The sequence below is a fragment of the Paenibacillus sp. FSL R7-0302 genome (assembly GCF_038006885.1).
In the GTDB taxonomy this organism is placed as follows: domain Bacteria; phylum Bacillota; class Bacilli; order Paenibacillales; family Paenibacillaceae; genus Paenibacillus_AQ.
Map to the genome: position 1 here is coordinate 930,412 of NZ_JBBOWB010000001.1, position 23,259 is coordinate 953,670.

Genomic DNA, 23,259 nt, shown 5'->3' on the forward strand with positions numbered 1-23,259 from the left:
AACCTTCAACTCCACACTGTGGTTTTGAAGGTTCTTTTTTAAGCGAAATAAGAAACTGTATGCGAAAAACCGAACACAATGGGGTAGGCACCAACACTGTTCACATACTAGGCTGTTTTCTTTATAAGGGTAGCCCCTTGGCTGGGGCGCAGTCAGACCTGCGCCAGCGGCACGACCTTATCGGCCGTCTCAATCGTTCCGCCGCCAAGGCAGGTCTCGCCCAGATAGAACACGACGGCTTGTCCGGGCGTAATCGCCTTCTGCTGGACGTCAAAGGCCACATGTACCGTTCCGTCTGCCTGCTTCGTCAGGGTAACGCCCTGATCCGGCTGGCGGTAGCGGAACTTGGCGGTGCACTTCAGCGGCGTATCGCCCAGCGTGTCCGGATCGATCCAGTTCACCCCTGAAGCTATAAGACTGGTTGAGTACAGGCTGATGTGCTTCTCACCTTGCACCACATACAGGGTATTGCTGGCCAGATCCTTCTCGGCCACGAACCACGGCTCGCCTGTGCCGGAGCCCCCGATACCAAGCCCCTGACGCTGGCCCAGCGTGTAGTACATGAGGCCGTCATGGCGGCCCTTCACTTCGCCCGTAGCGATATCGATCATATTGCCTGACTGTGCAGGCAGGTATTGGCTGAGGAATTCACGGAAATTGCGTTCTCCGATGAAGCAGACGCCGGTGCTGTCTTTTTTCTTCGCGGTATAGAGTCCGGCTTCCTCGGCAATTCTCCGCACCTCCGGCTTCGGCAGATGTCCGATCGGGAACATGGCCTTCGAGAGCTGGTACTGGTTCAGCGCATTGAGGAAATACGTCTGGTCCTTGTTGTTGTCCACGCCGCGCAGCAGCTTGAACAGGCCGTCTTCTTCCACGACCCGGGCGTAATGCCCTGTAGCGACATAATCCGCGCCAAGCTGCAGCGCCTTGTTCAGGAATTCGCCGAACTTGATCTCGCGGTTGCACATCACATCCGGATTCGGGGTCCGGCCAGCCTTATATTCTTCAAGGAAATAGGAAAAGACTTTATCAAAGTATTCCTTCTCGAAATTAACGGTATAGTAAGGAATATCGATCTGCTCGCAGACGCGGCGCACATCCTCGGCATCGGTCTCGGCCGTACATACGCCGAACTCGTCGGTATCATCCCAATTCTTCATGAAGATGCCTATGACGTCGTACCCCTGCTGCTTCAGCAGCAGCGCTGTAACAGAGGAATCCACTCCGCCTGACATCCCGACGACGACCCGGATATCCTGATTAGCTTTTGTCATCGTGATCACCATTTTCTGTACACAAAATACCGGCGTTCTCACTGAACACCCGGCTCATTGTGTATTATAACATATCTGTCTACCCCAAACGAGGACACTGCTGCTATGAAATATAGCGAAAAACGGTCCGAAATTGACAATTTGTCCACCAGTGGAGAACAAAATCGTGAATTATTGCCGTTTGCTGTTTCAAATGTGTCCATAGATATGATAACATAAGCTGAGAGCAGACATCGGAATACATTGATATGCAACTAAACCGAAAGAGGTGCCCCTTTGAAAATCTCAACCAAAGGACGTTACGGATTAACCATTATGATGGAGCTTGCCCTGAAATTCGGCGAGGGCCCTACATCACTTAAGAGCATCGCCGAGAAAAACGGACTCTCCGAGCATTACCTGGAGCAGCTCATCGCCCCGCTGCGCAATGCAGGCCTGGTGAAGAGCATCCGCGGAGCCTACGGCGGTTATATTCTGTCCCGCGAGACCAACACCATTACCGCCGGAGATATCATCCGCGTCCTGGAAGGCCCGATCTCTCCGGTAGACTTCACTGAAGAAGACGACCCGGCCAAGCGCGACCTCTGGCTGCGCATCCGCGACAGCATCGCCGATGTGCTGGACTCCACCACCTTATCCGACCTGATTAACTTCAAGGAAGAGAGCCAGGCGGATAATTATATGTTTTATATTTAACAGGGGACTGAAACCTGTTGATTTCAAAGGGATTGATGAAAAGTGTTACCCGCAAATTACCCGCATGTTACTGGTGGCGCTGACTGTGCGGTGTTAAGATTAGCGGGATCCCGCTAAACCATATACTTGTTTGTTCATTTCAAATGGTTCGCTTTTTAAAATTTGCATAAAGGCCTTCAACTCGTCCTTCTCAAAAAATTTGGGGAGGACTTGTTTTTGCTCCTTTTTTCCGGGTAAGCTTCTTCTTGGGAAAGTGGGATGCCTCACTCAAGGCAACTCGAAGGTCCACTTTACGAAATACGAGCCAAGCGACACCGGATTACGTATTTTCGATGGGAGGGTTACATAGTGCTATTGGATATTCCTGAAAAGCACGCAACAAACCCCCAAACCTGAAATTGACAGGGCCCGAAAACGAATGAAGGATTGGGTTGCAAGGGAAGGCTCGTAAAGTAGTGAAGCGGGTAGATGGCGATTGGAAAACCTTCTACCCGATCATAGTGGAGGTGATAGTATGAAAAATAATAAAGAAATCAGAACGTGGAGTAACTTCAAGAAAGAACTGGACTATAAGTCTGAGTATGAAAAAAAAGTAATCAGTGAAATGGCGAAATTGGTAGTACAGATCACCAACAGACGCAAGTCTTTGGGGCTCACACAAGCTCAGGTTGCTGAACGAGCCGGGATTACTCAAGCTCAGGTGGCAAGGTTAGAGACTTCTTCTTCAGTTCCATCCATTGAAACAGTGATGAAAGTCGCAATTGCCTTGGATATGACTGTTGGCCTGAATGCAGTCGATGAACAATCGGCAGCAATGATGGCTCGCGCCTAAGAGATCTTTTAAAGTAACATGTGTGAACATTAATCCGTCATGATTATAAGGAGTCCCTTCCGGGGCTCTTTTCTTTTTATCAAAAATTTATAAAGCCCTTCTAACCATGCTAGTTGGCAGGGCTGAATTATTATATAGTTTACATAAGCATTATGTAGTCAGCTTATTCACCTGATCTCCAATCCATCTGCATATGATCTTTATCTGTATGGGGTAACCTATATGGTGTACTTTGGTAGTTGTATGAGTTTTGCGTTCCTGGTTCTAGAAAAAAAGTTGTGAGGTTGTCACATGTCAAGAACAATACTGATTGTAGAAGATGAGAATATTTTACGGGAAATCATGAAGGATTATCTGCTGGAAGAGGGGTACCGCGTGATTGAAGCCATTGACGGGAAACAGGCGGTCTCGTTATTTCAGGAGCATGAGGTTGACCTGATTTTACTGGATATCATGTTGCCTGAACTGGATGGATGGTCTGTGTGCAGGCGAATCCGCAAGACATCGAATGTGCCGATCATCATATTGACGGCCCGTTCGGATGAGGACGATACGTTGCTTGGGTTCGAGCTTGGCGCCGACGACTACGTGACCAAGCCTTACCGCCCTCTCATTTTGTTGGCACGGGTTAAGCGGCTGCTCGAGAGCAGACATACCGGCGGGCATGAGAGCGACACGTTGTCCGGCGGAGGCATTTCGATCCATTTTCCCTCCCGGACCGTGTCGATTGACGGCACCAGCTCTGATCTAACGTATACGGAATTCGAAATATTAGCCTATCTGTTGCAAAATAAAGGGATCATTATCAGCAGAGAGCAACTGATTACGAAAATTTGGGGATATGATTTCGCGGGCGATGATCGTACGGTCAACAGCCATATCCGCAATCTGCGTTCCAAGCTGGGGACACATGCGAAGCAGATTGTTACGGTGGTGCGTTCAGGATATAAATTCGAGGACGAGCTATGAAGAAGGGGATTGTTCTAAAACTGTTCCTGTTGACAGCGGGGTTGTGCCTGTTCCTGATCGCCGTTATTTTTATCCTGCAAACCGTATTTTTCAAACAGTTTTATGTTCATCAAAAAATGAAGGATGTTAACGCGGCGGTTCAGGCTTATGAGCAGGACTACCTGAAGCATGCCTCGAACACGCAGGAGATGGCCAGGCTGGAGCAGGACTTTTTTCAAAAGCATAATACCTGGATCACGGCTTTGGACACCCGCGGAAATATAAAGTATGCCGGCGATTTCTTCATGGAAGTTAAGCTGGAGCCTTCGGAAGAACCGGCGCTTTCCGGTAAAACGATAATCGTACCTCTATACAGCTTTATCAACGTGGAAGCCTTCAGCAGCAATAAAACATTCGTCACCCCCTGGATTGAAGAAGAGGGAACGATCGCAATAGAAGGCTTGATCATGAACAACCAGCCAGTAATCCAGCGGATGGGAAGGAACAGTTCCAATCTGAGAGACGAGAGCCGGCTGGAGAATCATCAGATGGTGAGCAAAGAGTACGAGGTCCTCGAACAAACGAACGCGGCCCAATATCGTGAGCAATATTCCACCTTTCTGGTCAAAGGAACCATTACGAAAGTCCGGGTGCCGGAAGGGGCCGGAGTCTCGCGTTACACCAATCACCTGTTTCTGGACCGCATCAAGGCTTTCCAGGCGGATCTATTGTACGGCGGCTTCAAGGATGCCACGAACGCACAACAGATCGTAGATTATGAAGAAAATCAAGTGAACTACAAAATTTACGTGGACCTGACCCAAGATCGCGACGGAAATCCCACATACCTGTTCGCAATGACATCGCTGCAGCCTGTGAATGAAGCCGTAGGCATCATCAAAAACTACTACGGGTATATCATTATTGTGACCTTGCTGCTCGCACTGCTGGCATCGTTCTACTACTCCCGTCAGATTGCCCGGCCGTTGCTGCGTATCAACCGCACTACCCGGCAAATGGCAGACCTTGATTTTTCGGAGACAATACCCGTCACAACGAAGGATGAAATCGGAGACTTGTCGGGCAGCATTAACGAGCTATCCGAGCGCCTGCAATCCCATATTCTCCAGCTTGAGCAGGACATCGAGAAGGAAAAGCAGCTGGAACATACGCGGAAAGAATTTATATCCGGCGTATCCCATGAGCTGAAGACTCCACTCAGCGTCATTCAGAGCTGCCTGGCCATTTTGCATGACGGGGTTGCCAGCCATAAGCGGGAACATTATTTTGCGGCAATGGAAGACGAGGTCGGCCGGATGAATCTGCTGATCACGGATATGCTGGAATTGGCAAAATATGAATCCGGTACGTATAAAATGGACACCGGTTCGTTTTATATCGATGTTGTCATCAACCGGGTATGCGCTAAATTAACGCCGGATTTTGCAGCCAGGCAGCTGCTTCTCCACACTTCGCTGATCCCTGCCGAAGTCGAGGGGAATGAGCGCCGTATAGAGCAGATCATCGTCAATTTCCTTACCAACGCGCTTTTCTATACGCCGGAGCATGAATCTATCTTCATAACTACTTCGGAAGAGAAGGACACCATTCGCATTTGCATCGAAAATAAAGGTGCCCATATCCCCGATGAGCAGCTGGAGAAAATATGGGACCGTTTCTACCGTGGTGACACCTCCCGCCACCGGTCGACCGGAGGGACGGGGCTGGGCCTTGCCATATCCAAGAAAATATTGGAGATGCACGGAGTGCCTTACGGTGTGAACAATACCTCCGATGGAGTAATGTTTTATTTTCAATTGAATAAAAAAGCGTAGAAATACGGAAGAAAGTGCAGACCTCGGTTCTGCGCTTTTTTTTGTTCTTTTTTGATACAGCATTGATTTGCTCTGCACTTGTTCTGCATCTCTCCCTGTTAATCTTTTTATACGGCAAGCCTAATTTTAAATGAAAAGAGGACATTATTCATGTTTAAAAAAATCATCTTAACGCTAGTTATAGGCAGCACCGCACTCACCCTGGCAGCATGCGGGGGCGGGCAAAATCCGCAAAACGTGACATCTCAGCAACAGGTCAATGAAACAGCTCCCCCGGAGCAGCCAAACTCTACTTCCTATAAAACAATATTTAAGAACAGCGTATTTCTGGGAGATTCGATTACAGAGGCGCTATCCTACCATGACATTCTGGACGATTTCAATGTAGTGGCAGGTGCCGGAAAGACTACCGAGTTATCTCTGGCGGGTGGAGATGCCGATAAGCTGGCAGAGCGGAATCCGCAACATGTATTTATCATGCTGGGGTCCGACGATATTCTATTGCCGCCGCAAATTACCGATAACCCCAAGCAGTATTCACTGAAGTTCTACGCCCAATTGATCGACAGCATCAAGGAGAAGCTTCCGAAGGCATCCATAACGGTGTTACCGGTTACGCCGGTTACGGCAGAAGCGGAGAAAGTGGAACCACGCTACAAAAATATCGACGATTACAACCAGGGATTACAAGAGCTGGCAGGCAAGAAGCAGATCGGGTTTGCCGATTTATCCTCCATTTTCGCGGACAGCACCCATTTCTATAGTTCGGACGGCATTCATTTTAAACCGGAATTCTATACACGTATGCTCGATTTGCTGAAAGCTCAGGTGAAATAACATGCAGCCAGGTGAAGAGCTGGAGGTGACGGGGATTGGTCTTTAGCAGCCTTATCTTTCTATTCCTCTTTCTGCCGGTCACCCTGCTGATCTACTATATCTCGCCCATGAGGATTAGGAATACTATTCTGCTCGCCGCAAGCCTGATCTTCTATGCGTGGGGCGAGCCCGTCTACATCTTCCTCATGATCTTCTCGACGGTATTCGACTATGTGAACGGGATTCTGATCGATAGATACCGGCATCGTAAGGTGATTGCACAGGGAGTATTGATCCTGTCCATGATGGGGAGCCTGGGGATTCTTAGCTTCTTTAAATACGCGGGTTTCGTCTTCGATAATATCAATTCGTTGTTCAACCTGCACCTGCAGGCAGCAGATCTTCCGCTTCCGGTGGGCATATCCTTCTACACGTTCCAGACGATGTCTTACATCATTGATGTTTACCGCAGGAAGGTGCCTGTTCAGAGGAACCTGATCTCCTTCGGCGCCTACGTGACGATGTTTCCGCAGCTTGTAGCGGGACCGATCGTTAAATACGGAGATATTGCGGGGCAGCTTGCTAACCGCACGGTGACGTTGGAGCGTTTTGGCGAAGGGGCGGAACTATTTATTAGGGGACTTGCTAAAAAAGTATTGCTTGCCAACAATATCGGTTTGCTGTGGACCAGCGTCAAAGCGGTGCCTGCGGCAGAGCTGTCGGTTTTTTCCGCATGGCTTGGCATTATCGCCTTTACGTTTCAAATCTATTTCGATTTTAGCGGATATTCGGATATGGCGCGCGGTTTAGGTAAAATGATCGGGTTCGAATTTATGGAGAACTTCAACTATCCTTATATCTCCAAGAGTATTACGGAATTTTGGCGGAGGTGGCATATTTCGCTCGGTGCCTGGTTCCGTGAGTATATCTACATTCCGCTTGGCGGGAACCGGGCAGGTAAGCTGAAACAGCTCAGAAACTTGGCGGTGGTATGGTTTATAACCGGATTATGGCATGGAGCGAGCTGGAATTTCATCATTTGGGGCTTATATTTCGGTCTCTTTGTCACGCTTGAAAAGCTAATGCTCCTGAAGCAGCTTCAGCGCTTGCCGGTCTTTATAAGCCATGTCTACACCCTAATTGTGGTGATCATCGGCTGGGTATTTTTCGAATTTGAACATTTGCCTGCGGCCATGACCTTCATCGGAACGATGTTCGGCGCCGGGGCCAGTGGATTCGTGGACAACCGGGCGCTCTACGATGTGTCGACGAATGCCCTGCTGCTACTGCTATTGGCGGTTTGTGCCACGCCGTTTCCCGGCAGAGCACTGATCCGGTTCAGAACCAGGTTTGCCCGCTTCGGCACGCTTGCCGCTTTCGCCATCTACTTCATCTTTATCGTGGCCTCAACAGCCTATCTGGTCAATGCAACGTACAATCCATTCTTATACTTTCGTTTTTAGTGGAGGTGATATTTTTTGAAAAAGTACGACCAGGTCTATTATCGCGCACTCGCCATTGTACTGCTGATGTTTACCGGGGCGGTATTGGTTGTCAATTGTCTGACCCCGGGGAAAGTATTCTCCGAATCAGAGAACCGGATGCTGCAGCAGCTCCCGGCATTCTCGCTTCAAGCCTTAGGATCAGGCAAGTTTACTTCCGAATTTGAATCATATATATCGGATCAGTTTATGGAGAGAGACTTTTGGATTGGACTGAAATCCGATGCGGACCAGGGATTGGGGAGGAAAGAGAGCAACGGGGTCTACCTCGGCAAGGACGGGTACTTAATTCAAAAATTCACTCCTCCCGGACAAGAAGATCTGGCAGACAAGCTGAAAGCCATTCAAGCCTTTGATCAGGCTACGCCTGGTCTGCGCAAGTATATGATGCTCGTGCCGACCGCAGCTTCCATCCTTGAGGATAAACTGCCGCCTTATGCTTCCGGTGGGGATGAGAGGGGCTATTGGGACAAGATCAAGGCTTCTGATCTCGGGGACATTCGATGGATCGATGTTTTCCCCGCGCTAGAGGCGGATAAGGAGCAACCGCTCTATTACAAAACAGATCATCACTGGACGACCCAAGGCGCTTTTCTAGCCCACCGGGAGCTGGGCGTACCCATGGGTTTTACACCCAGGAACGAAGATGATTTCAACATCCGCCAAATCAACAATCAGTTTTATGGCTCCTTGTATTCGAAAAGCGGGTTCAGGCACATACCGCCGGATGCTATTGAGCTGTACTATCCAAAGGTACCGGAGACCGTTTCCGTGGAGTACGCCCACGAACAGCAAAGCGCGGATTCGATGTATGTTATGGGGAACCTCACCAAGAAGGATAAATACACTGTTTTTTTCAACGGCAATCACGGCTTGCTCCGCATAACAACCGGCAGTGCGGAAGGGCGGAGACTGCTTATTGTTAAAGATTCGTATGCCAACAGCCTGATCCCTTTTTTAACCCTGCATTTTAGCGAAATTGATGTGATAGATCTCCGGTATTATGATGGCAATGTACGGAAGCTTATGGAAGAACGGCAAATCGGTGACATGTTGATTTTGTATAATATTGCTACATTTTCTGAAGATCCATCCATTAAAGCATTAGCGGATGCTGTGGAATAATGCAAAGAGGAGGCCAGTAACGATGCTGACTGGAAAGAAAATAAAGTACCTGGTTGTCCTGTCTGCGCTCATGATCGTATGCGGCATTCTGCTCGGATGCTCCAGTAAGAAGGAAGGCGCCAAAGACGTTCCTGTCCATACCATTGAGGAGCGCATCAAGCAGGTAACTTCTATGGAGGCTATGGAAAAGGGGGATAAGAACAGGCTTAAGAAGCTCTATCAGCTTAATGCAGATGAAGTTGAGGATTTTGTGCTGTATACGGCAGAATCGAACGTGGAAGCGAATGAACTGGCCGTGATCAGAGTGAAGCAAGAGGATCAAGCGGACAGCGTTAAGCAAAAAATCATGGAAAGAATTGAGGCTCAAAAAGTCAAGCTGAAAGACTACCGCCCCGAGCAATTTTACCTCGTCGAAAAGCATATATTAAAGGTCAAAGGCCGCTATATATTGTTCACGGTCTCCAAGGAAGCTGAGCAAATCGAAAGTGCCTTTAACGAAGCGCTTAAATAATCCTTTACACTATATGACAAAGACCCCTCGGGCCATCTGCGGCTTAGAAGGGGTCTTTGTCTGGAATTATAGCAGCTGATTGAGCTTGCTCTCAGGCACTTCACCGTTTGCTACACGTTTTATATTATCGATGAAAAAATCATATCTCTTTCGATGAAATTTCCGGGCATCCGGCATGCCTGCGGTATGGGGAGTGAGGATCACATTACTCAGATTGCGCAGCTCACTGTCAAGGGGCAGCGGCTCGGATTCATATACATCCAGGCAAGCGCCTGATAGTTCCCCGTTTTTTAACGCCTCAATCAAATCTGGCTGGTTGACAATCCCGCCGCGGGCCGTGTTGATGAACAGGGCACTATTCTTCATGTTCGCCAAAACCGCCTTGTTGATCAGCTGTTTGGTCTGCTCATTCAAGGAAACATGTACGCTGATGATATCCGATGTGCTGATCAGTGTATCGAAATCCGTCATTCTGACGACACCGTCAGAGGACACAGCGGTATTCCTCGCATAAGCCTGCACATTCATCCCCAGAGCACTGCAGAACGCAGCCACCTTTTTTCCGATAGCGCCCAGACCGATAATCCCAATGGTTTTGTCCTCTAATTCACTTCCTGTATACTCCAATTGATTCTCATCCAGTCTGTTCTTCATGAAGCGATCCAGAAACGGGATGTTCTTATAGTAAGACAAGATCAGGGCCATTACGTGCTCGGCCACCGCCTGTGCATTGACCCCTGAGGCGTTGGCTACCCAGATCCCAAGCTGTGTACAGGCAGAGATATCGACATTATCATAGCCTGCACCCGTCTGGACCAGCTTTAATTGCTTGGCGTTGGCCAGCAGGCTGTGATCCACTTGAATATGTTCAGGGATGAGGACCTGGCAATCTGCAATATGCTGCAGCATTTCCTCGCCGGGCGGGACAATAACAACGTTCCAATCTTGCGGAAAATGCCCTGTAATCTTGGATTGCGCGCTCTCACTGAAATGGCCGACGATAAGAATCTTCATGGCTGTACCACCTTTCACTTTGAAGCAAACCGGATAGGCTGGCCCTTTGTCATTGTTAATGATATTTTAAACATGAAGAATAATGATGTAAAACGCAAATATTTTGTGAACTATATTAACTTTTTCTATATTTCGAGGAGGGATTGTATGTATTTCCCCGGGATTGAAGCGTTCCTGGCGATCGTACAGACCGGAAGCATAAGTAAAGCAGCCGAATTATTGCACCTGTCACAGGCTACGGTAAGCTACCGTTTAAAGACTCTTGAGAAGGAAATGGGCGGCCTTTTGGTGGAGCGGAGAAAGGGGGCGCCCAAAATCAGTCTGACCCCCAAAGGGGAGGACTTTTTTAGTATTGCGGAACGATGGGATGCTCTGTGGAGGGAGACCCAAATCTTGCGGGCCAGCGGCTCGCAGTTAAGTCTGGCGATCAGCGCGGCTGAGAGTATCAGTCACTTTGTGTTGCCTCCCGTCTACCGCAAGCTTAGTCAGCATACCCCGCCCATCCGGCTGCAGATTCGTACACAGCATACGCAGGAGGCTTTTGACAGTATTGAGCGGCGCGAGCTGGATGTGGCGTTTGTGGTGCGGGAGATCGTGTCGCCGAGTGTCACGGTTACCCCGTTTTTTGCGGAAGAAATGGTGGTGCTGCGTGTGGCCGCCCCAGGGCGGCAGGCTGGAGATCCGGTGGACATGGAAGAATTGGAGGCGCAGCATGAGGTTTTCATCAATTGGAACAGGGAGTTTCAATTCCGGCATGACCAGTGGTGGGACCCCCTATGCCCGTCCCGTGTCCATCTGGACACAGCGGGACTGATTACGACTTTTTTGACGGATGCCAGACAATGGACGATCGTTCCCGCTTCGATTGGTGCACATATGGCGGGGATGGGGGAGTTTGTGCTTCAGAAGCTATCGGAATCCGTGCCCCCAAGAATAGGCTATAAGGTCACGCATAAGTTTCCCAATCAGGCCTTGCAAGAGCCTCTTCGTATTCTGGATCAGTATCTGCAAGAGATATTTGGAGTGCAATGATTTGATCTGCAAAAGCGCCGGGCTTCTGCCAGGGGCAGTTTATTTTATCCCCCGCCGAGCAACCGGTGAAGCCGCGCTGCCAGCTTTTGCCCGGCATTGGCTTCTGTAAGCGTAAGGTCCCACAACACCGCATGGGTTCGGGGGTCAGCAGCCTCGGTATTGATTGTGATGATCAGCTCTTGTCTGCCTTCAACTCTAACCTGAAAAGACAGCGGCTGATTCTCTCCCGGTGCGATATTCACATCCAGGGAATAAATCTCTTCTCCGTCGGCGCTGATTATGACGCTGCCGGTGCCGCTGCCCTTAGCAGGGATAGCATCGTCAGGGACGCCGAAATTCCCGGTTAACTCCTTATACTGTCCATCCAGGCGCAGTGAGAACTCGTGGAGTCCCGGATGATCAGGGCTGTACAGATTGATAGCTGGTTCGACCTGTTCTTGGGCCATAGTGAAGCTGTTGAGCCGTTGTTCCCACTGTATTTTACCACGTTCAACAGGGAGCTGATCCAGCGCCCTGATCTCCCCGCGGCCATGCTCCAGATAATAATTGATACCGCTCACGGCGGAGTAGACGAGTAGTGTCAAGACCGCGCCTGAGGACAGGAGCTTGAGCATACCTATTGGCGCCCACCGGTCGCGGCGGATCAGCCGCTGGGCGCCGTAGCCGACAGCTGCACCGAGCGTATTAACGACGATGTCGTTAATGTCGAACGCACCCAAATGGGTCACCATCTGAATCAGCTCTACCCCGGTGATGGCTGCTATGAAGACCAAGAGGAACGGCAGGAACCGGGAGCGGACCAGTAGCGGAATGAATAGCCCGAACGGTACGAAGGCCAGATAGTTACCCAGGCTGAAGACCCAAAGCTCCGAATAACCATAGCCCGGAAATATCAACGGAATCCCGTCAAAAGACAGGTGATACCGCAAACCCGTCTCTGGTAGAGCCGATGAGCGGTTGAAGCCGACAAATAAGAAAAACAGAGTGAGACCCGTGTACAGAACCAAACCGGTCCAAACGGCCGTCCTCGTTTTGCCTTGAAGCATGATGGTTAACCTCTCTTTACCGGTAGTTTATGTCCCTTGCAGAGGACAAAGGAAGTATAAGCTATCTTCGTTAGCCCAAGCAAGGCGGACAGTTGCAGTCCAGCCCCTCAGTAACCGAGCTTCCTCTATCCACACACATTAATGTGTTAATCGTACTTGCAATCCATCCAATCTGGAAGGGTCCTCCTAACATACTATATTCATAGATTAGAGGAAGGGAGGTGGCCTGATCGTGGCACAAATAATCGATGTAGGACGGAGCACAGCCTCTACCGGCACGCAGACCCTGTCCATTCCAATTCTCACGCCGGCGCAAAATTTAATATTGGCTGAGTTTGGATTAGCTACTGTTGCAAACGGGGATGTTCTGCTTGGTGCAACCATTGGGTTTCAGACTACGCTTGGCATTCCGAATGTAGTGTTCACTATATATCGGGATAACCAGCCGATTTTTAATGTAGGAGCAAGCGGGCTTTCTATACTCGCAATACAGCCAATTACCATTTCTTATCTGGATTTAAATGTTCCGGCAGGTTATCATGCCTATTCTTTGGGTGTGGCCAATAACAGCACCAATGTTCTGCTCAATACTGCCAGTGTTACCGGACCCGTGACCTTCTCCGGCGTTTCGACTGGGTAAAAAAGCAAAAAACAGAACGGAGCTGTCCCAGAAGCCATGAAACGGCTGCTTGGGATAGCTCTTTATGCTGGAGTAGATTCAGACCTTCTGTCGGCATGGCCAAAGGCTCGAATATAGCAGTTTTGGACCCTTGCTTGCAGGTTTCATTGCTCAATTTTTGATTTTACAATTTTGTTGGCTGTAACTTGTGCCGGAAATGAATCATCACTTGTTGTATAGAACACTTCAATCTCTTCACCCTTTTTATATTTAGAAGGCGAAACTTCATTTACCCAAATGGCTTGAGAGTACGTATTAGTTCCCAGAACTTCCTTGTAATTCTTATCCAAGTCTTCTTCCTTTAATTGAGCAATGACTAGAATCCTGTTATTGTCTGCATCTACTGTGTGTACAGTTCCCTTAAAAAGGGTGTCATGACCATATAGTTCAATGGTAGGATAGGATAAAACTACCATTGGAGGATAAGATGAAGAAATTTGTAATAGGGTTTGTTTCAGGGGCCATGCTATTTAGTAGCGTAACTGTACTTGCAGCATCAGGACTACTGGGACAGAAGGTTCAGAGCGTGGTAACTATTGAAAAGAGTGGAGTCAAAATTGCTGAGGGTGCTGTCATTAATGGCTCCATATATGCGCCGGTACAGGAATTAGCAAAGGCAACTGGAACCACCGTGACCATAAAGAATAAAAAAGTTACGTTAGGCAGCCCCGCTGCTCTAACCACTAACAGTGTCACAGCTTCTAGTCGTACTACACCTACCGAGATTGGGAAATCCGTTAATTTCAATTATAAAACAGGCGGCTATTCCGGAACAGTTGCTGTTACACAGGTTCTTAGAGGTGCGGCAGCTTGGGAAGCTGCAAAAGAACAGTATGATGCTTTTGCAAGCGAACCGGAAGCGGGCTACGAATACTTATTTGCTAAAATTAAAGTAAGTATATCCAAAGTAGATAAGGTTGGAGCCACTGCGGACTTAAACCAGTTTGATTATAAGCTCATATCAACATCAGGCACTGAATATGGTGCCCAGATTATTCTAGCGCCAGATCCATCTATAAGTACAAAAGTCTATGCCGGATCTTCTCATGAGGGTTGGGTTGGCTATAAAGTGAAGACAAGTGATGTCTCCCCGCTGATTGCATTCTCCCGAAATTATGATGGAACAGGCGGAGTCTGGTTTAAAACAAACTAATAGTATTTCATACCGAGCCCTGCTGAAACTAAGCGGGGCTCTTTCTTGTGCAGATACTGAACTTTACAGTGCACTCTTCCAGAGCTTTGACATGAAATGTATATCCTTTTTTAGTATCAGTACCAGACATTCAAGTAGCTGATTGTATTTCCTGCAATAGAAAACGCATAGCTGACCGTAAAATAAGATTCTATTGTATTTCATACAATGGGATGCTGTGTTTTGGGTGAAAAAGGACCTTTTTTCAATATTCAATTGTACCGAATACCACAGATTCTATTTCGAAGCCTTTTTTACAGTATTCCATTGTACAAAATGCAGTTACTATCGTCCCAGCGCCTACAGCATCCGAATAACTGCTGCGGGTATCAACATCCCCGTAGTGTCCCGGTACCCCATGCCGGCCAGCAGATCATTGCCGTTTAACTCATGCACGTTCTTGGCGGATGTATCCAGCCCCATATCCAGTACATACTGCAACACTTCGGCGACATACTTGGGCTGGTTTAGGTTGATTGCGTAGTTTTGCCCCTCTTTGATGACCCGTAATCCTTCATTTAGAGGACTTCCGGCAGTAATGGTATCTATAGTGGTGAACTTAACAATCCATTTGTTCTTTCTGTCCTCTGTGATCAGCGTCAGCGTTGAACGGTAATACACGTCTCTCACAGTTTGATAACTCCACCAGTAGGTATGTCCGCCAACGACGATTTTTCTCACTTTGCCCCAGCCCCTTTCTTGTACAATCGTTGATTATATCACCTTCAGCAGCACAGATACATAATTATGGGATTCAAGGAATATACTCATGATTGATTAGGGAACATCTGTTTGGATATAATACAAACAGATGTTCTCACTCTACGCGGAGGCGATCAATCATGAAGATGAGCATCGGCCAAACTATAGAAATGATATATCTCGACAAGGCGGGCAAGATTACGCAGCGGAAAATTGAGGTGAGGGGGATTCGGGACGGCCGGATTCGTGCCACCTGTCTGAGCACCGGCCAGCCCCGTGTGTTCCTGGCCGCCAATATTCTGTCCTGGCGCCCGTTACGGGGGCAACGGTATGCCTAGAGAGCGGATTATTCTGCTCTCCGACTGCCAGTCCTTCTATGCCAGCGTCGAGAAGGCGGCCCATCCCGAATACGCGGATCAGCCTGTGGCGGTCGGCGATCCCACACGGATGAACGGGATTGTGCTGGCCGCTTGCCCTCTTGCCAAATCCCGCGGGGTGACCACTGCCTCGCGCGTGGGGGAAGCCCTGACGAAATGCCCGGAGCTCGTAGTCATCCGGCCGCGGATGGGGACCTACATTACGGTCTCCCTCCTCATTTCCGAGATCTACCAAGTATATACCGATCTGGTGGAGGCCTTCAGTATCGATGAGCAGTTCCTGGATGTGACTGGCTCCTTGCGCGCGTTCGGAGGGGATCTGCCGGAGCTGATTCACTCCATCCAGCAGCATGTCCTGTTATCCACGGGGGTGTGGACCCGGGTGGGCATCGGCCCGTCCAAAATCCTCGCCAAAATGGCTAACAACTTCGCCAAAAAGCAGCCGGGCGGCACGTTCCGGCTGGATTACGATAATCTGGACACAGAGCTGTGGCCGCGTCCGGTACACGAGATGTTTATGGTGGCCGGGCGGATGACCCGGAACTTTTACCGTATGGGGATTACAACAATTGGAGATATTGCCCGGATGGAGCTGGGGGAGTTCAAGCAGCGGATGCGCAGGACCATGGGCAAGCAGAGCGATATCCAGGCGGAATATTATTGGCAGACCGCCCGCGGTATCGATCCCAGCCCGGTCGTTACCGGAATACGCCATGAGATGAAGTCTGTCGGCCACGGGAAGGCGCTGCGCTGGAATCTCTATACCCGGCTGCCGGAGATTGAGGTGGTGCTGCTGGAGCTGGTGATTGAGGTCTGCCAGCGGGCTCGGAAGTACCAGTACATGGGATCGGTGGTGTCTGTTGCGGTAGTAGAGACAGACGGCAACACCTCGAATGGCTACAGCCGGCAGACGACACTGCCGGAGCCTTCGTCGTTAACCCATGAGGTGGCAGCGGCAGCCTACCGACTATTCGTGGATCATTGGAGCGGTCTGCCGATAAGCCGGTTGACTATCTCTATATCCCAGCTCACGGATGACAGCGTGATGCAACTGACCTTGTTCGACGACCGGATGCGCAGCAGTAACAGAGAACGGGCTATCGATCAGATCAAGAACCGGTACGGAAGCGGGGCGCTGATCCGCGCGTCTTCATTGCTGGAATCTGGGGTCGCCCTGGAACGGGCGCAGCAGATTGGAGGGCACTATAAATGAGCAAGCTAGACGGAAATGAGCGGTGGAAATCCAAAATGTTAATGACAGAGCATGTCCAGCAGTATGAGCAGAAGCAGGGGACAGAGGGCAGAAAAATGATTACGGTAGAGGAGCGGACGATGGTGCGTGACCTTATTCTGCTTCCTTACCTCGATACGATGGTCAGCAAAAGCCTGAAGGAGCTTGAGCTGTCCAATAGCATTCTGAAGCGGGCTTTCATGCTCGCCGGCCAGGCGATTCAGCAGCGTATTATGCAGGATACCTACCAGCTCCAGAAGGAGCTGAAGCAGCATAATATCCGGGTGCTGGCGGATGAGCAGGAGGAGTTCCTGGTGTATTACAAAATCTTTTGCCGGGGCTATCAGGAACGCTTCGGACTTACCCGGGATGTGATGCGCACCGAGATCAGCCTGCGGCTGACCAGGTACACAGCGGAGCTTGGAGCCGGTCTGAAAAACCAGCATTTGAGCAGTTAGTATCAGCTACAGCGCTTTGGTGAAGAAAATCTCCAGCGGCTCATTGTCCGGCAGCAGGCAGCCGGAGTCCCGGTAGCCCAGTTTCCGGTAGAAATGCTGGGCCTCTTCACTCGCCATCGAGGAGGTCATAACCTGCTTGTGGCCCAAGGCCTGCATCGCTTGCTCCCAGTGCTGCACCGCCTGTCTGCCGAAGCCGGCGCCGCGATAAGGCTCATCAATCCACAGCAGATTCATGAAGGGGATCTGGTCCCAGAAATACCCGAACCGCAGCCAGCCAATGTCCAGGCTACCCTCGCTCAGAATGTAAATCTCCTGCTGGTTTATTTTAGAGAGAAGAAGTGAGTTCAGGAGATGGTGGTCACGGCTTGCAAGGTAATCATAATCGGCTTCGGTTGCGGTTCTAATGTTCATAGGGCGATTCTCCTGTCATTGTATAGTGTGTGAAGAACGGTTGTCCTTACAAAAGTATACCACCTCTGGTTGCCTGGTCCGGTGTAACAAACAGCTATAAGCAAACAAGCCCCTTTCCGGGGCTTGTCTTTGTCTATACTATAATAGTGCTCACGCTTCGCCACCAGCTTGTCCGCTATACAAAATCCGGTATGCCAGCGGCTCCAGCGTCAGGCGGATCTGGTCACCCTCGCCCTCTACAGGCTCGCCGCTCAAGGCATCCTGCCAGGCTCCGCCGCTCAGTGATTGCGTAAGCGTCAGCGGTTCAGTAGAGTTATTCATCCAGACCGTGAAGCGGGCGTGTTCATCCCAGCGTTCATACACAATGCCCCGGCTGCCCGGATCACTCTGCAGGAAGCGGAACTGGCCGGTGCGCAGCACCTCGTGCTCTTTGCGCAGGGCAATGAGGCTCTGATAAAAGCGCAGCAGCTCCCGGTCCTGCCGGTCCTCTTCCCAGATCATGCATTTGCGGCAATCCGGGTCGTCCTCTCCGTCAAGCCCGATTTCATCCCCATAGAAGATGCATGGCGTACCGGTGAAGGTGAACAGGAAGGTGAGCGCCAGCTTCAGCCGCTGCTTGTCCCCGCCAAGACGGTTCAGCACCCGCGGGGTATCATGGCTCGCCAGGAGATTGAACAGCACTTCGTTCGCCTGCCGGGGATAACGCATGAGCAGCCCGTAAATTTGAGCAGCGAAGGTTCCGGGATCAACCTCCTCGTCAGTCCCGAAGAACTTCAGCAGCCGGTCAGAGAAGGGATAGTTCATTACCGAATCGAACTGGTCGCCCTGCAGCCAGCTGAGGGAGTCGCTCCACACCTCGCCGATGATGAACGCTTCCGGGTTAATCTCCTTGACCGCCTTGCGGAAATCCCGCCAGAACACATGGTCCACCTCATTGGCTACATCAAGCCGCCAGCCGTCGATGTGTACCTCCTTGAGCCAGAATTTGGTGATATCCAGCAGATAATCTCTGGCTTCCGGATGGGCAGTGTTCAGCTTGGGCATCCCGCTGAAGAAGCCGAAGGTATCATAGTTGGCCTTGCCGTCCACTACCTGAACGGGATAGTCATGGATATGGAACCAGCCTGCGTATTTGGAATCCGCTCCATGCTCCAGCACATCCTTGAACGGTGCGAACTCGGAGCTGGTATGATTGAAGACGGCATCGAGGACCACCTTAAGTCCTTTGGAATGAGCCAGGTCCACCAGCTGCTTAAGCTTATTGAGATCCCCGAAGTTTGCATCGACCGTTCCGTAGTCAACGGTGTCATATTTATGATTACTGGGAGCCTGGAAGACCGGGGTAAGATACAGCGCCGTTACACCAAGCTCGGTAATATAATCCAGATGGTCAATCATCCCCTGCAGGTCTCCGCCAAAATAACTGTCGTGGGTGGGCGGTGCCCCCCATTCGAGTGTCCCTTCGGGGTCATTCGCCGGATCTCCGTTAGCGAACCGGTCCGGCATGATTTGATAGAAGACCGCAGATTTCGCCCATTCGGGAACCTGGAGCAGGTCGGCCTCATGAAGGTAAGGCATTTCGTAGTAGCCTCCGGCAGGCTCGGGCAGCCCGTCTGTAAAGAAGCCGGATTCTAGCATCCATACGGTTTCCTGATCGGTTTCCAGCCGGAAGCCATAGGAGAAGCGTTTGAATTCGGGGAAGATCTCTGCTTCCCAGTAATCGAAGAAGCTGTCGGTAGCCACCTTGCGCATACCCAGCTCCTGATAATGCTGCTCCCAGTCGTATTTGTCGCCGATCAGGGCAAATACCCGATCTACGTTGTTTTTTTTGCTGCGGATTCTTAAATGGAAGGTGTCCTTGTTGTAGGCATACGCCCATCGCCCCTGCGTTGAATGGTAGAGACATTCCAGCTCGATGGAGGAGCCGGATGAGCTTAAGGACACTGCTTGTCTGCTGGGAGCCATATGAAATTCCTCCTGGGATACGTATTGTGGATGGATATTATGAGGCATGAGCTTTAGTTAATACCCTGGGACCGGAGGTTTCAAACAGCAGATACTTCTCCAGGCAGCAGTCAAAATAGGGTGCCCTGCACCGGCCCCGGCCCGGCTCTGCGGATCAGCTCCGGGTAGTCACTCCGAGCATTGCCCACGGCTGCGGAGACGGGATAAGCCAGCATCTGCTCCGCATCGTAAGGCCGCAGCAGCTTCATCAGGTCGGGAATATTCCGGTTGCTGCGCTCCAGCCACTGCGCTTCTCCGTCTGCATCCAGAATGACCGGCATCCGGTCATGGATGTCTTTCATGAGAGTGTTCGGGGCGGTGGTGATGATCGTGCAGGTAGAGATTCTGCCGCCGTCCGGACTGGTCCAGATATCAAACAGTGCAGCCATGGAGAACAGCTTCCCGTCCCGCATCGTGATCCGCATCGGCTGCTTGCCGCCTTCCAGGGCCTTCCACTCATAGAAGCCGTCTGCGGGAATCACACAGCGGCGGGAGGCCACCAGCCCTTTGAATGAAGCCTTCTCCAGCAGGGTCTCACTGCGGGCATTGATTAGCTTGGCAGCGTTCTTGTCCTCCTTGGACCAGGAAGGAAGCAGCCCCCAGCGGAGTTCTCCGAGCTTATTCTGTGTGCCGTCATGAATGACCGCCGCAATATGCTGCATCGGAGCCGCGTTATATCTCGGTGCATATTGGATGAGCGGATGCTCCCGGATGAAATACTTGGCGATCAGCTCCTCCAGTGTTACCGTGATCGTATATCTTCCGCACATGTTGTCTATGCCTCCCTGGATAGTTAATGGTTTACAGACGGAACAGCTTGTCTTAGCATTATATAAGATGAGACTTAGGATTGCGAAGGGAGACGGCAGCACATGATTATCGTAAGCTCCTGCCTGGCAGGAATGAAGGTCAGATATAATGGAACCGATTGTCTGGAGCAGGGCATCCGGCAGTTGCTGGACAGCCGGCAGGCGGTTGCTGTATGTCCCGAACTGCTGGGCGGCTTCTCTACCCCGAGAGAACCGGCAGAGATTATAGGCGGCAGCGGCAGAGATGTGCTGAAGGGGCAGGCCCGGGTGGTTGACAGAACAGGGAATGATGTAACCGCAATGTATATAGAAGGCGCGTATGCCGCGCTGGAGCAGGCACGAAGCTTAGCTGCCACGCTTGTTGTCCTTAAGGAGAACAGCCCTTCCTGCGGCAGCTCCAGGATCTATAACGGAGAATTTGCGGGCGGGAAAATCCCCGGAGAAGGGGTGACCACAGCTCTCCTGCGGCTGCATAGTATTGAAGTGATCTCCGAGGAGCAGCTTGCCGCGCGGTTGCCGGAATTAGAGGGCTGACCGGGAGCGTCAACCATGGACAAATGTTACAATATTGTGTTTATTAACAGGTGGTAAAACAGGCAATTCAGCAGTATAATCTAGTAGTCCTGTAAGTAAAAACGGCATTGCCGTCCATTAAGAAAATTCTGAATTTCAAGAAGCGGAGAATTTCGTTATGAAACCCATCTATTTGGACCACGCCGCCTCAACACCGGTTCATCCGGAGGTGGCAGCGGTTATGTATCATATGCTGTTGAACGAGTACGGCAATGCGTCCAGTGTGCACCAGTTCGGACGGTCTGCCAAGAGAATTATAAATGGGGCGCGCGATAGAATCGCGGGCTTTTTGGGCTGTTCCCCTGAGGAGTGGGTGTTCACAAGCGGCGGCACGGAGAGTGATAATCTCGCCCTGTTCGGCGCAGCCTATGCTTCTGCTTCCAAGGGTAGACATATCATTACTACAGCGGTTGAGCATCATGCAGTGCTGCATACCTGCGCGGAGCTTGCGGGGCAGGGCTTCGAGGTCACCTATCTTCCTGTCGATGCTACCGGCCGTGTCTCTCTGGAGGATGTAGAATCGGCTCTGCGCGAGGATACAGTACTGATTAGCATAATGTATGTGAATAATGAAGTGGGAACTGTACAGCCTATAGAAGAGATTGGCAGATTAGCGGCCGAACGGGGTGTGCTTGTGCATGTAGATGCTGTACAAGCTCTGGGAACGCTGCCCCTGGTGCTCCGCGACCTGCCCGTTGACTATATGAGCTTCTCGGCCCACAAGATCGGAGGTCCGCAGGGGATTGGAGGCTTGTACGTCCGGCGGGGGGCGCCGCTTACGCCAAGACAGCATGGCGGACTTCAGGAGCGCGGCCGGCGGGCGGGCACGGAGAGTCTGGCTCATACCGCCGGGTTCGCCAGAGCCGTTGAACTGGTTGTACAAGGGCTGCCGGGTCATCATGAGCAGGCTCTGGAGCTCCGCAGAACACTGCTGGAGGAGCTGGACAAGCAGGTCGGAGCAGGGAGATATGTCATTAACGGAAATGAACAGCATACGGTGCCTGGAATTCTGAATATCAGCTTTCCCGGAGCCGGGACAGATGTGCTGCTGATGAATCTGGATATGGAACAGATTGCGGCGGCCAGCGGCTCAGCCTGTACATCAGGATCTCTGGAAATCTCGCATGTCCTCCGGGCGATGAAGCTTCCGGAAGAACTTTTGAACTCTGCGATTCGCTTTAGTACAGGATTGGGTAATACTAATGAAGAAATGCAGGTTGTTGCCCGGAAAGTTGGAACCGTTTTGAGCCGGCTGCGTACAAGAGACTAGGCGTCCGTACATTCTGGCAGCCGTTCAAGAGGCACTCCGGCTCATGGGAACCCGTATGCAATACTTAAGGTGAGGGGATTTGGGATACCATGAAGCTTCAAGATATGATTGGCCTCACTGTGTATGAAGTTGAAGAGGGTACTGAAGTCGGTGAAATAATCGATATCGGACTGGATTCAAACTGGAATATTACGGGTATTGAACTGGAAAGCAAATCTTTTTTTGGAAGGCTTGTGAAAGTTGTGGCATGGGATAATATTGCCGCTTATGGCGAAGATGCTGTCATGATCCGCAATAAAGAGTCGATTGTTAAGGTCGACGCTGACCATATATCCTACACTTTCCTCTTGGGAAAGAACAAATTGAAGGACAGGCAGGTGCTCACCGCATCGGGAACGGTGCTTGGGCGGATATCGGATGTTTATTTTGACCAAAAGTTGGGAAACACAATAGTAGCGCTGGAAATCAGTGACGGGCTTGTAACTGATTTGATCGAAGGCCGCAAATGGCTGCCTTGTTCTGAAGAGATGACTATCGGAGAGGATTCTGTACTGGTTCCTGCGATGAGTGAAGAACGGCTCCAAAAAGCCATTAATATTGTTAACGGATAGGTGGAATGTATTATATGAAGTGTCCAAACTGCAACTCCAAGGATATCGGCAAGATCGGCTCCCACCAGTTCTATTGCTGGGGCTGTTTCATCGAACTAACGGTCAACGGCGAGAAAATGTCGGTGTATCAGGTTGAAGAGGATGGCACGCTCAGCTCGCTTGACGATCTGTTCTCGGGTGAAGAGGTTGCACAGGATTTCCCGCAAATCCACGCCTCCTCTTGAGCATGGCCTGATTCATAACCGGCTAACAGTTACATAGATTCGCCGTGCCCAAATACCGGGCGGCTTTTGAAGCCGCCTGGTATTTGG

The 23,259-nt window shown here is 50.6% G+C and carries 26 protein-coding genes; 18 read left to right on the top strand and 8 right to left on the bottom strand.

Going from position 1 to position 23,259, the window contains the following annotated elements:
- Positions 1-152: 152 nt before the first annotated feature.
- A complete protein-coding gene (mnmA, locus tag MKY96_RS04030) occupies positions 153-1,274 on the bottom strand; it encodes a tRNA 2-thiouridine(34) synthase MnmA (protein WP_340938761.1) in 1,122 nt (373 codons plus the stop codon).
- Positions 1,275-1,550: 276 nt separating this feature from the next.
- Here mnmA and cymR point away from each other — a divergent pair, with 276 nt between their 5' ends.
- The 8 genes from cymR to MKY96_RS04070 all read left to right on the top strand — a co-directional run bounded on the left by cymR (position 1,551) and on the right by MKY96_RS04070 (position 9,539).
- Positions 1,551-1,970, top strand: a complete 420-nt coding sequence (gene cymR, locus MKY96_RS04035; RefSeq protein ID WP_036732323.1) for a cysteine metabolism transcriptional regulator CymR — start codon at positions 1,551-1,553, stop codon at positions 1,968-1,970.
- 514 nt (positions 1,971-2,484) lie between these two features.
- Positions 2,485-2,802, top strand: coding sequence for a helix-turn-helix domain-containing protein (locus MKY96_RS04040; RefSeq protein WP_340752174.1), 318 nt, complete (start codon positions 2,485-2,487; stop codon positions 2,800-2,802).
- Between the two features lie 291 nt (positions 2,803-3,093).
- Entirely contained in the window at positions 3,094-3,771 is a 678-nt protein-coding gene (locus MKY96_RS04045) for a response regulator transcription factor (protein ID WP_340938763.1), read from the top strand.
- The gene (locus tag MKY96_RS04050) at positions 3,768-5,585 is read left to right on the top strand and encodes a sensor histidine kinase (protein ID WP_340938764.1); all 1,818 of its coding nucleotides are present in this window, start codon (positions 3,768-3,770) and stop codon (positions 5,583-5,585) included. The genes MKY96_RS04045 and MKY96_RS04050 overlap by 4 nt, the downstream gene beginning before the upstream one ends.
- A gap of 150 nt (positions 5,586-5,735) precedes the next feature.
- Complete coding sequence (locus MKY96_RS04055; RefSeq protein WP_340938765.1) at positions 5,736-6,422, top strand: GDSL-type esterase/lipase family protein; 687 nt, start codon at positions 5,736-5,738, stop codon at positions 6,420-6,422.
- Between the two features lie 35 nt (positions 6,423-6,457).
- A complete protein-coding gene (locus tag MKY96_RS04060) occupies positions 6,458-7,864 on the top strand; it encodes an MBOAT family O-acyltransferase (RefSeq protein WP_340938767.1) in 1,407 nt (468 codons plus the stop codon).
- A gap of 15 nt (positions 7,865-7,879) precedes the next feature.
- On the top strand, positions 7,880-9,028 hold the full coding sequence (locus MKY96_RS04065; protein WP_340938768.1) for a DHHW family protein: 1,149 nt from the start codon (positions 7,880-7,882) through the stop codon (positions 9,026-9,028).
- 22 nt (positions 9,029-9,050) lie between these two features.
- On the top strand, positions 9,051-9,539 hold the full coding sequence (locus MKY96_RS04070; protein ID WP_340938769.1) for a DUF4358 domain-containing protein: 489 nt from the start codon (positions 9,051-9,053) through the stop codon (positions 9,537-9,539).
- A gap of 66 nt (positions 9,540-9,605) precedes the next feature.
- Here MKY96_RS04070 and MKY96_RS04075 read toward each other — a convergent pair whose 3' ends face one another.
- The gene (locus tag MKY96_RS04075; protein ID WP_340938770.1) at positions 9,606-10,553 is read right to left on the bottom strand and encodes an NAD(P)-dependent oxidoreductase; all 948 of its coding nucleotides are present in this window, start codon (positions 10,551-10,553) and stop codon (positions 9,606-9,608) included.
- A gap of 147 nt (positions 10,554-10,700) precedes the next feature.
- Between MKY96_RS04075 and MKY96_RS04080 the strand changes: the two genes are divergently transcribed.
- Entirely contained in the window at positions 10,701-11,585 is an 885-nt protein-coding gene (locus MKY96_RS04080; protein ID WP_340938771.1) for a LysR family transcriptional regulator, read from the top strand.
- A gap of 44 nt (positions 11,586-11,629) precedes the next feature.
- Here the strand turns inward: MKY96_RS04080 and MKY96_RS04085 are convergent, their stop codons facing one another.
- Positions 11,630-12,631 (bottom strand): VanZ family protein, encoded by a 1,002-nt coding sequence (locus MKY96_RS04085; protein ID WP_340938773.1) that lies wholly within the window; start codon positions 12,629-12,631, stop codon positions 11,630-11,632.
- A gap of 232 nt (positions 12,632-12,863) precedes the next feature.
- Between MKY96_RS04085 and MKY96_RS04090 the strand changes: the two genes are divergently transcribed.
- On the top strand, positions 12,864-13,271 hold the full coding sequence (locus MKY96_RS04090; RefSeq protein WP_340938774.1) for a hypothetical protein: 408 nt from the start codon (positions 12,864-12,866) through the stop codon (positions 13,269-13,271).
- Between the two features lie 143 nt (positions 13,272-13,414).
- Here MKY96_RS04090 and MKY96_RS04095 read toward each other — a convergent pair whose 3' ends face one another.
- Positions 13,415-13,726 (bottom strand): DUF3221 domain-containing protein, encoded by a 312-nt coding sequence (locus tag MKY96_RS04095; protein ID WP_340938775.1) that lies wholly within the window; start codon positions 13,724-13,726, stop codon positions 13,415-13,417.
- 11 nt (positions 13,727-13,737) lie between these two features.
- On the opposite strand from MKY96_RS04095, the gene MKY96_RS04100 reads away from it, so the two are divergent.
- On the top strand, positions 13,738-14,463 hold the full coding sequence (locus MKY96_RS04100) for a hypothetical protein (protein ID WP_340938776.1): 726 nt from the start codon (positions 13,738-13,740) through the stop codon (positions 14,461-14,463).
- Positions 14,464-14,802: 339 nt separating this feature from the next.
- On the opposite strand, the gene MKY96_RS04105 is transcribed toward MKY96_RS04100, so the two are convergent.
- Positions 14,803-15,132 (bottom strand): hypothetical protein, encoded by a 330-nt coding sequence (locus MKY96_RS04105; protein WP_340938777.1) that lies wholly within the window; start codon positions 15,130-15,132, stop codon positions 14,803-14,805.
- Positions 15,133-15,344: 212 nt separating this feature from the next.
- On the opposite strand from MKY96_RS04105, the gene MKY96_RS04110 reads away from it, so the two are divergent.
- The 3 genes from MKY96_RS04110 to MKY96_RS04120 are packed head-to-tail and all read left to right on the top strand — an operon-like array spanning position 15,345 to position 17,270.
- Positions 15,345-15,542 (top strand): hypothetical protein, encoded by a 198-nt coding sequence (locus MKY96_RS04110; RefSeq protein ID WP_340938778.1) that lies wholly within the window; start codon positions 15,345-15,347, stop codon positions 15,540-15,542.
- A complete protein-coding gene (locus MKY96_RS04115; RefSeq protein ID WP_340938779.1) occupies positions 15,535-16,794 on the top strand; it encodes a DNA polymerase IV in 1,260 nt (419 codons plus the stop codon). The genes MKY96_RS04110 and MKY96_RS04115 overlap by 8 nt, the downstream gene beginning before the upstream one ends.
- Entirely contained in the window at positions 16,791-17,270 is a 480-nt protein-coding gene (locus MKY96_RS04120) for a hypothetical protein (protein WP_036732304.1), read from the top strand. Before MKY96_RS04115 ends, MKY96_RS04120 begins: the two co-directional genes overlap by 4 nt.
- Before the next feature lie 6 nt (positions 17,271-17,276).
- Here the strand turns inward: MKY96_RS04120 and MKY96_RS04125 are convergent, their stop codons facing one another.
- From MKY96_RS04125 to MKY96_RS04135, 3 genes are all read right to left on the bottom strand, one after another.
- Positions 17,277-17,681, bottom strand: coding sequence for a GNAT family N-acetyltransferase (locus MKY96_RS04125; RefSeq protein WP_340938782.1), 405 nt, complete (start codon positions 17,679-17,681; stop codon positions 17,277-17,279).
- Between the two features lie 150 nt (positions 17,682-17,831).
- On the bottom strand, positions 17,832-19,646 hold the full coding sequence (locus MKY96_RS04130) for an alpha-glycosidase (protein WP_340938783.1): 1,815 nt from the start codon (positions 19,644-19,646) through the stop codon (positions 17,832-17,834).
- Between the two features lie 110 nt (positions 19,647-19,756).
- Positions 19,757-20,455 (bottom strand): SOS response-associated peptidase, encoded by a 699-nt coding sequence (locus MKY96_RS04135; RefSeq protein WP_340938784.1) that lies wholly within the window; start codon positions 20,453-20,455, stop codon positions 19,757-19,759.
- A gap of 102 nt (positions 20,456-20,557) precedes the next feature.
- Here MKY96_RS04135 and MKY96_RS04140 point away from each other — a divergent pair, with 102 nt between their 5' ends.
- From MKY96_RS04140 to MKY96_RS04155, 4 genes are all read left to right on the top strand, one after another.
- Positions 20,558-21,028 carry a DUF523 domain-containing protein gene (locus MKY96_RS04140; protein WP_340938785.1) on the top strand — a complete coding sequence of 157 codons (471 nt, stop codon included), beginning with the start codon at positions 20,558-20,560 and terminating at the stop codon, positions 21,026-21,028.
- A 157-nt stretch (positions 21,029-21,185) separates the two neighbouring features.
- Positions 21,186-22,337 (top strand): cysteine desulfurase family protein, encoded by a 1,152-nt coding sequence (locus MKY96_RS04145; RefSeq protein ID WP_340938788.1) that lies wholly within the window; start codon positions 21,186-21,188, stop codon positions 22,335-22,337.
- Positions 22,338-22,426: 89 nt separating this feature from the next.
- Positions 22,427-22,948 carry a PRC-barrel domain-containing protein gene (locus tag MKY96_RS04150; RefSeq protein WP_340938789.1) on the top strand — a complete coding sequence of 174 codons (522 nt, stop codon included), beginning with the start codon at positions 22,427-22,429 and terminating at the stop codon, positions 22,946-22,948.
- Between the two features lie 14 nt (positions 22,949-22,962).
- Complete coding sequence (locus MKY96_RS04155; RefSeq protein ID WP_036690502.1) at positions 22,963-23,172, top strand: hypothetical protein; 210 nt, start codon at positions 22,963-22,965, stop codon at positions 23,170-23,172.
- Positions 23,173-23,259: the final 87 nt, after the last annotated feature.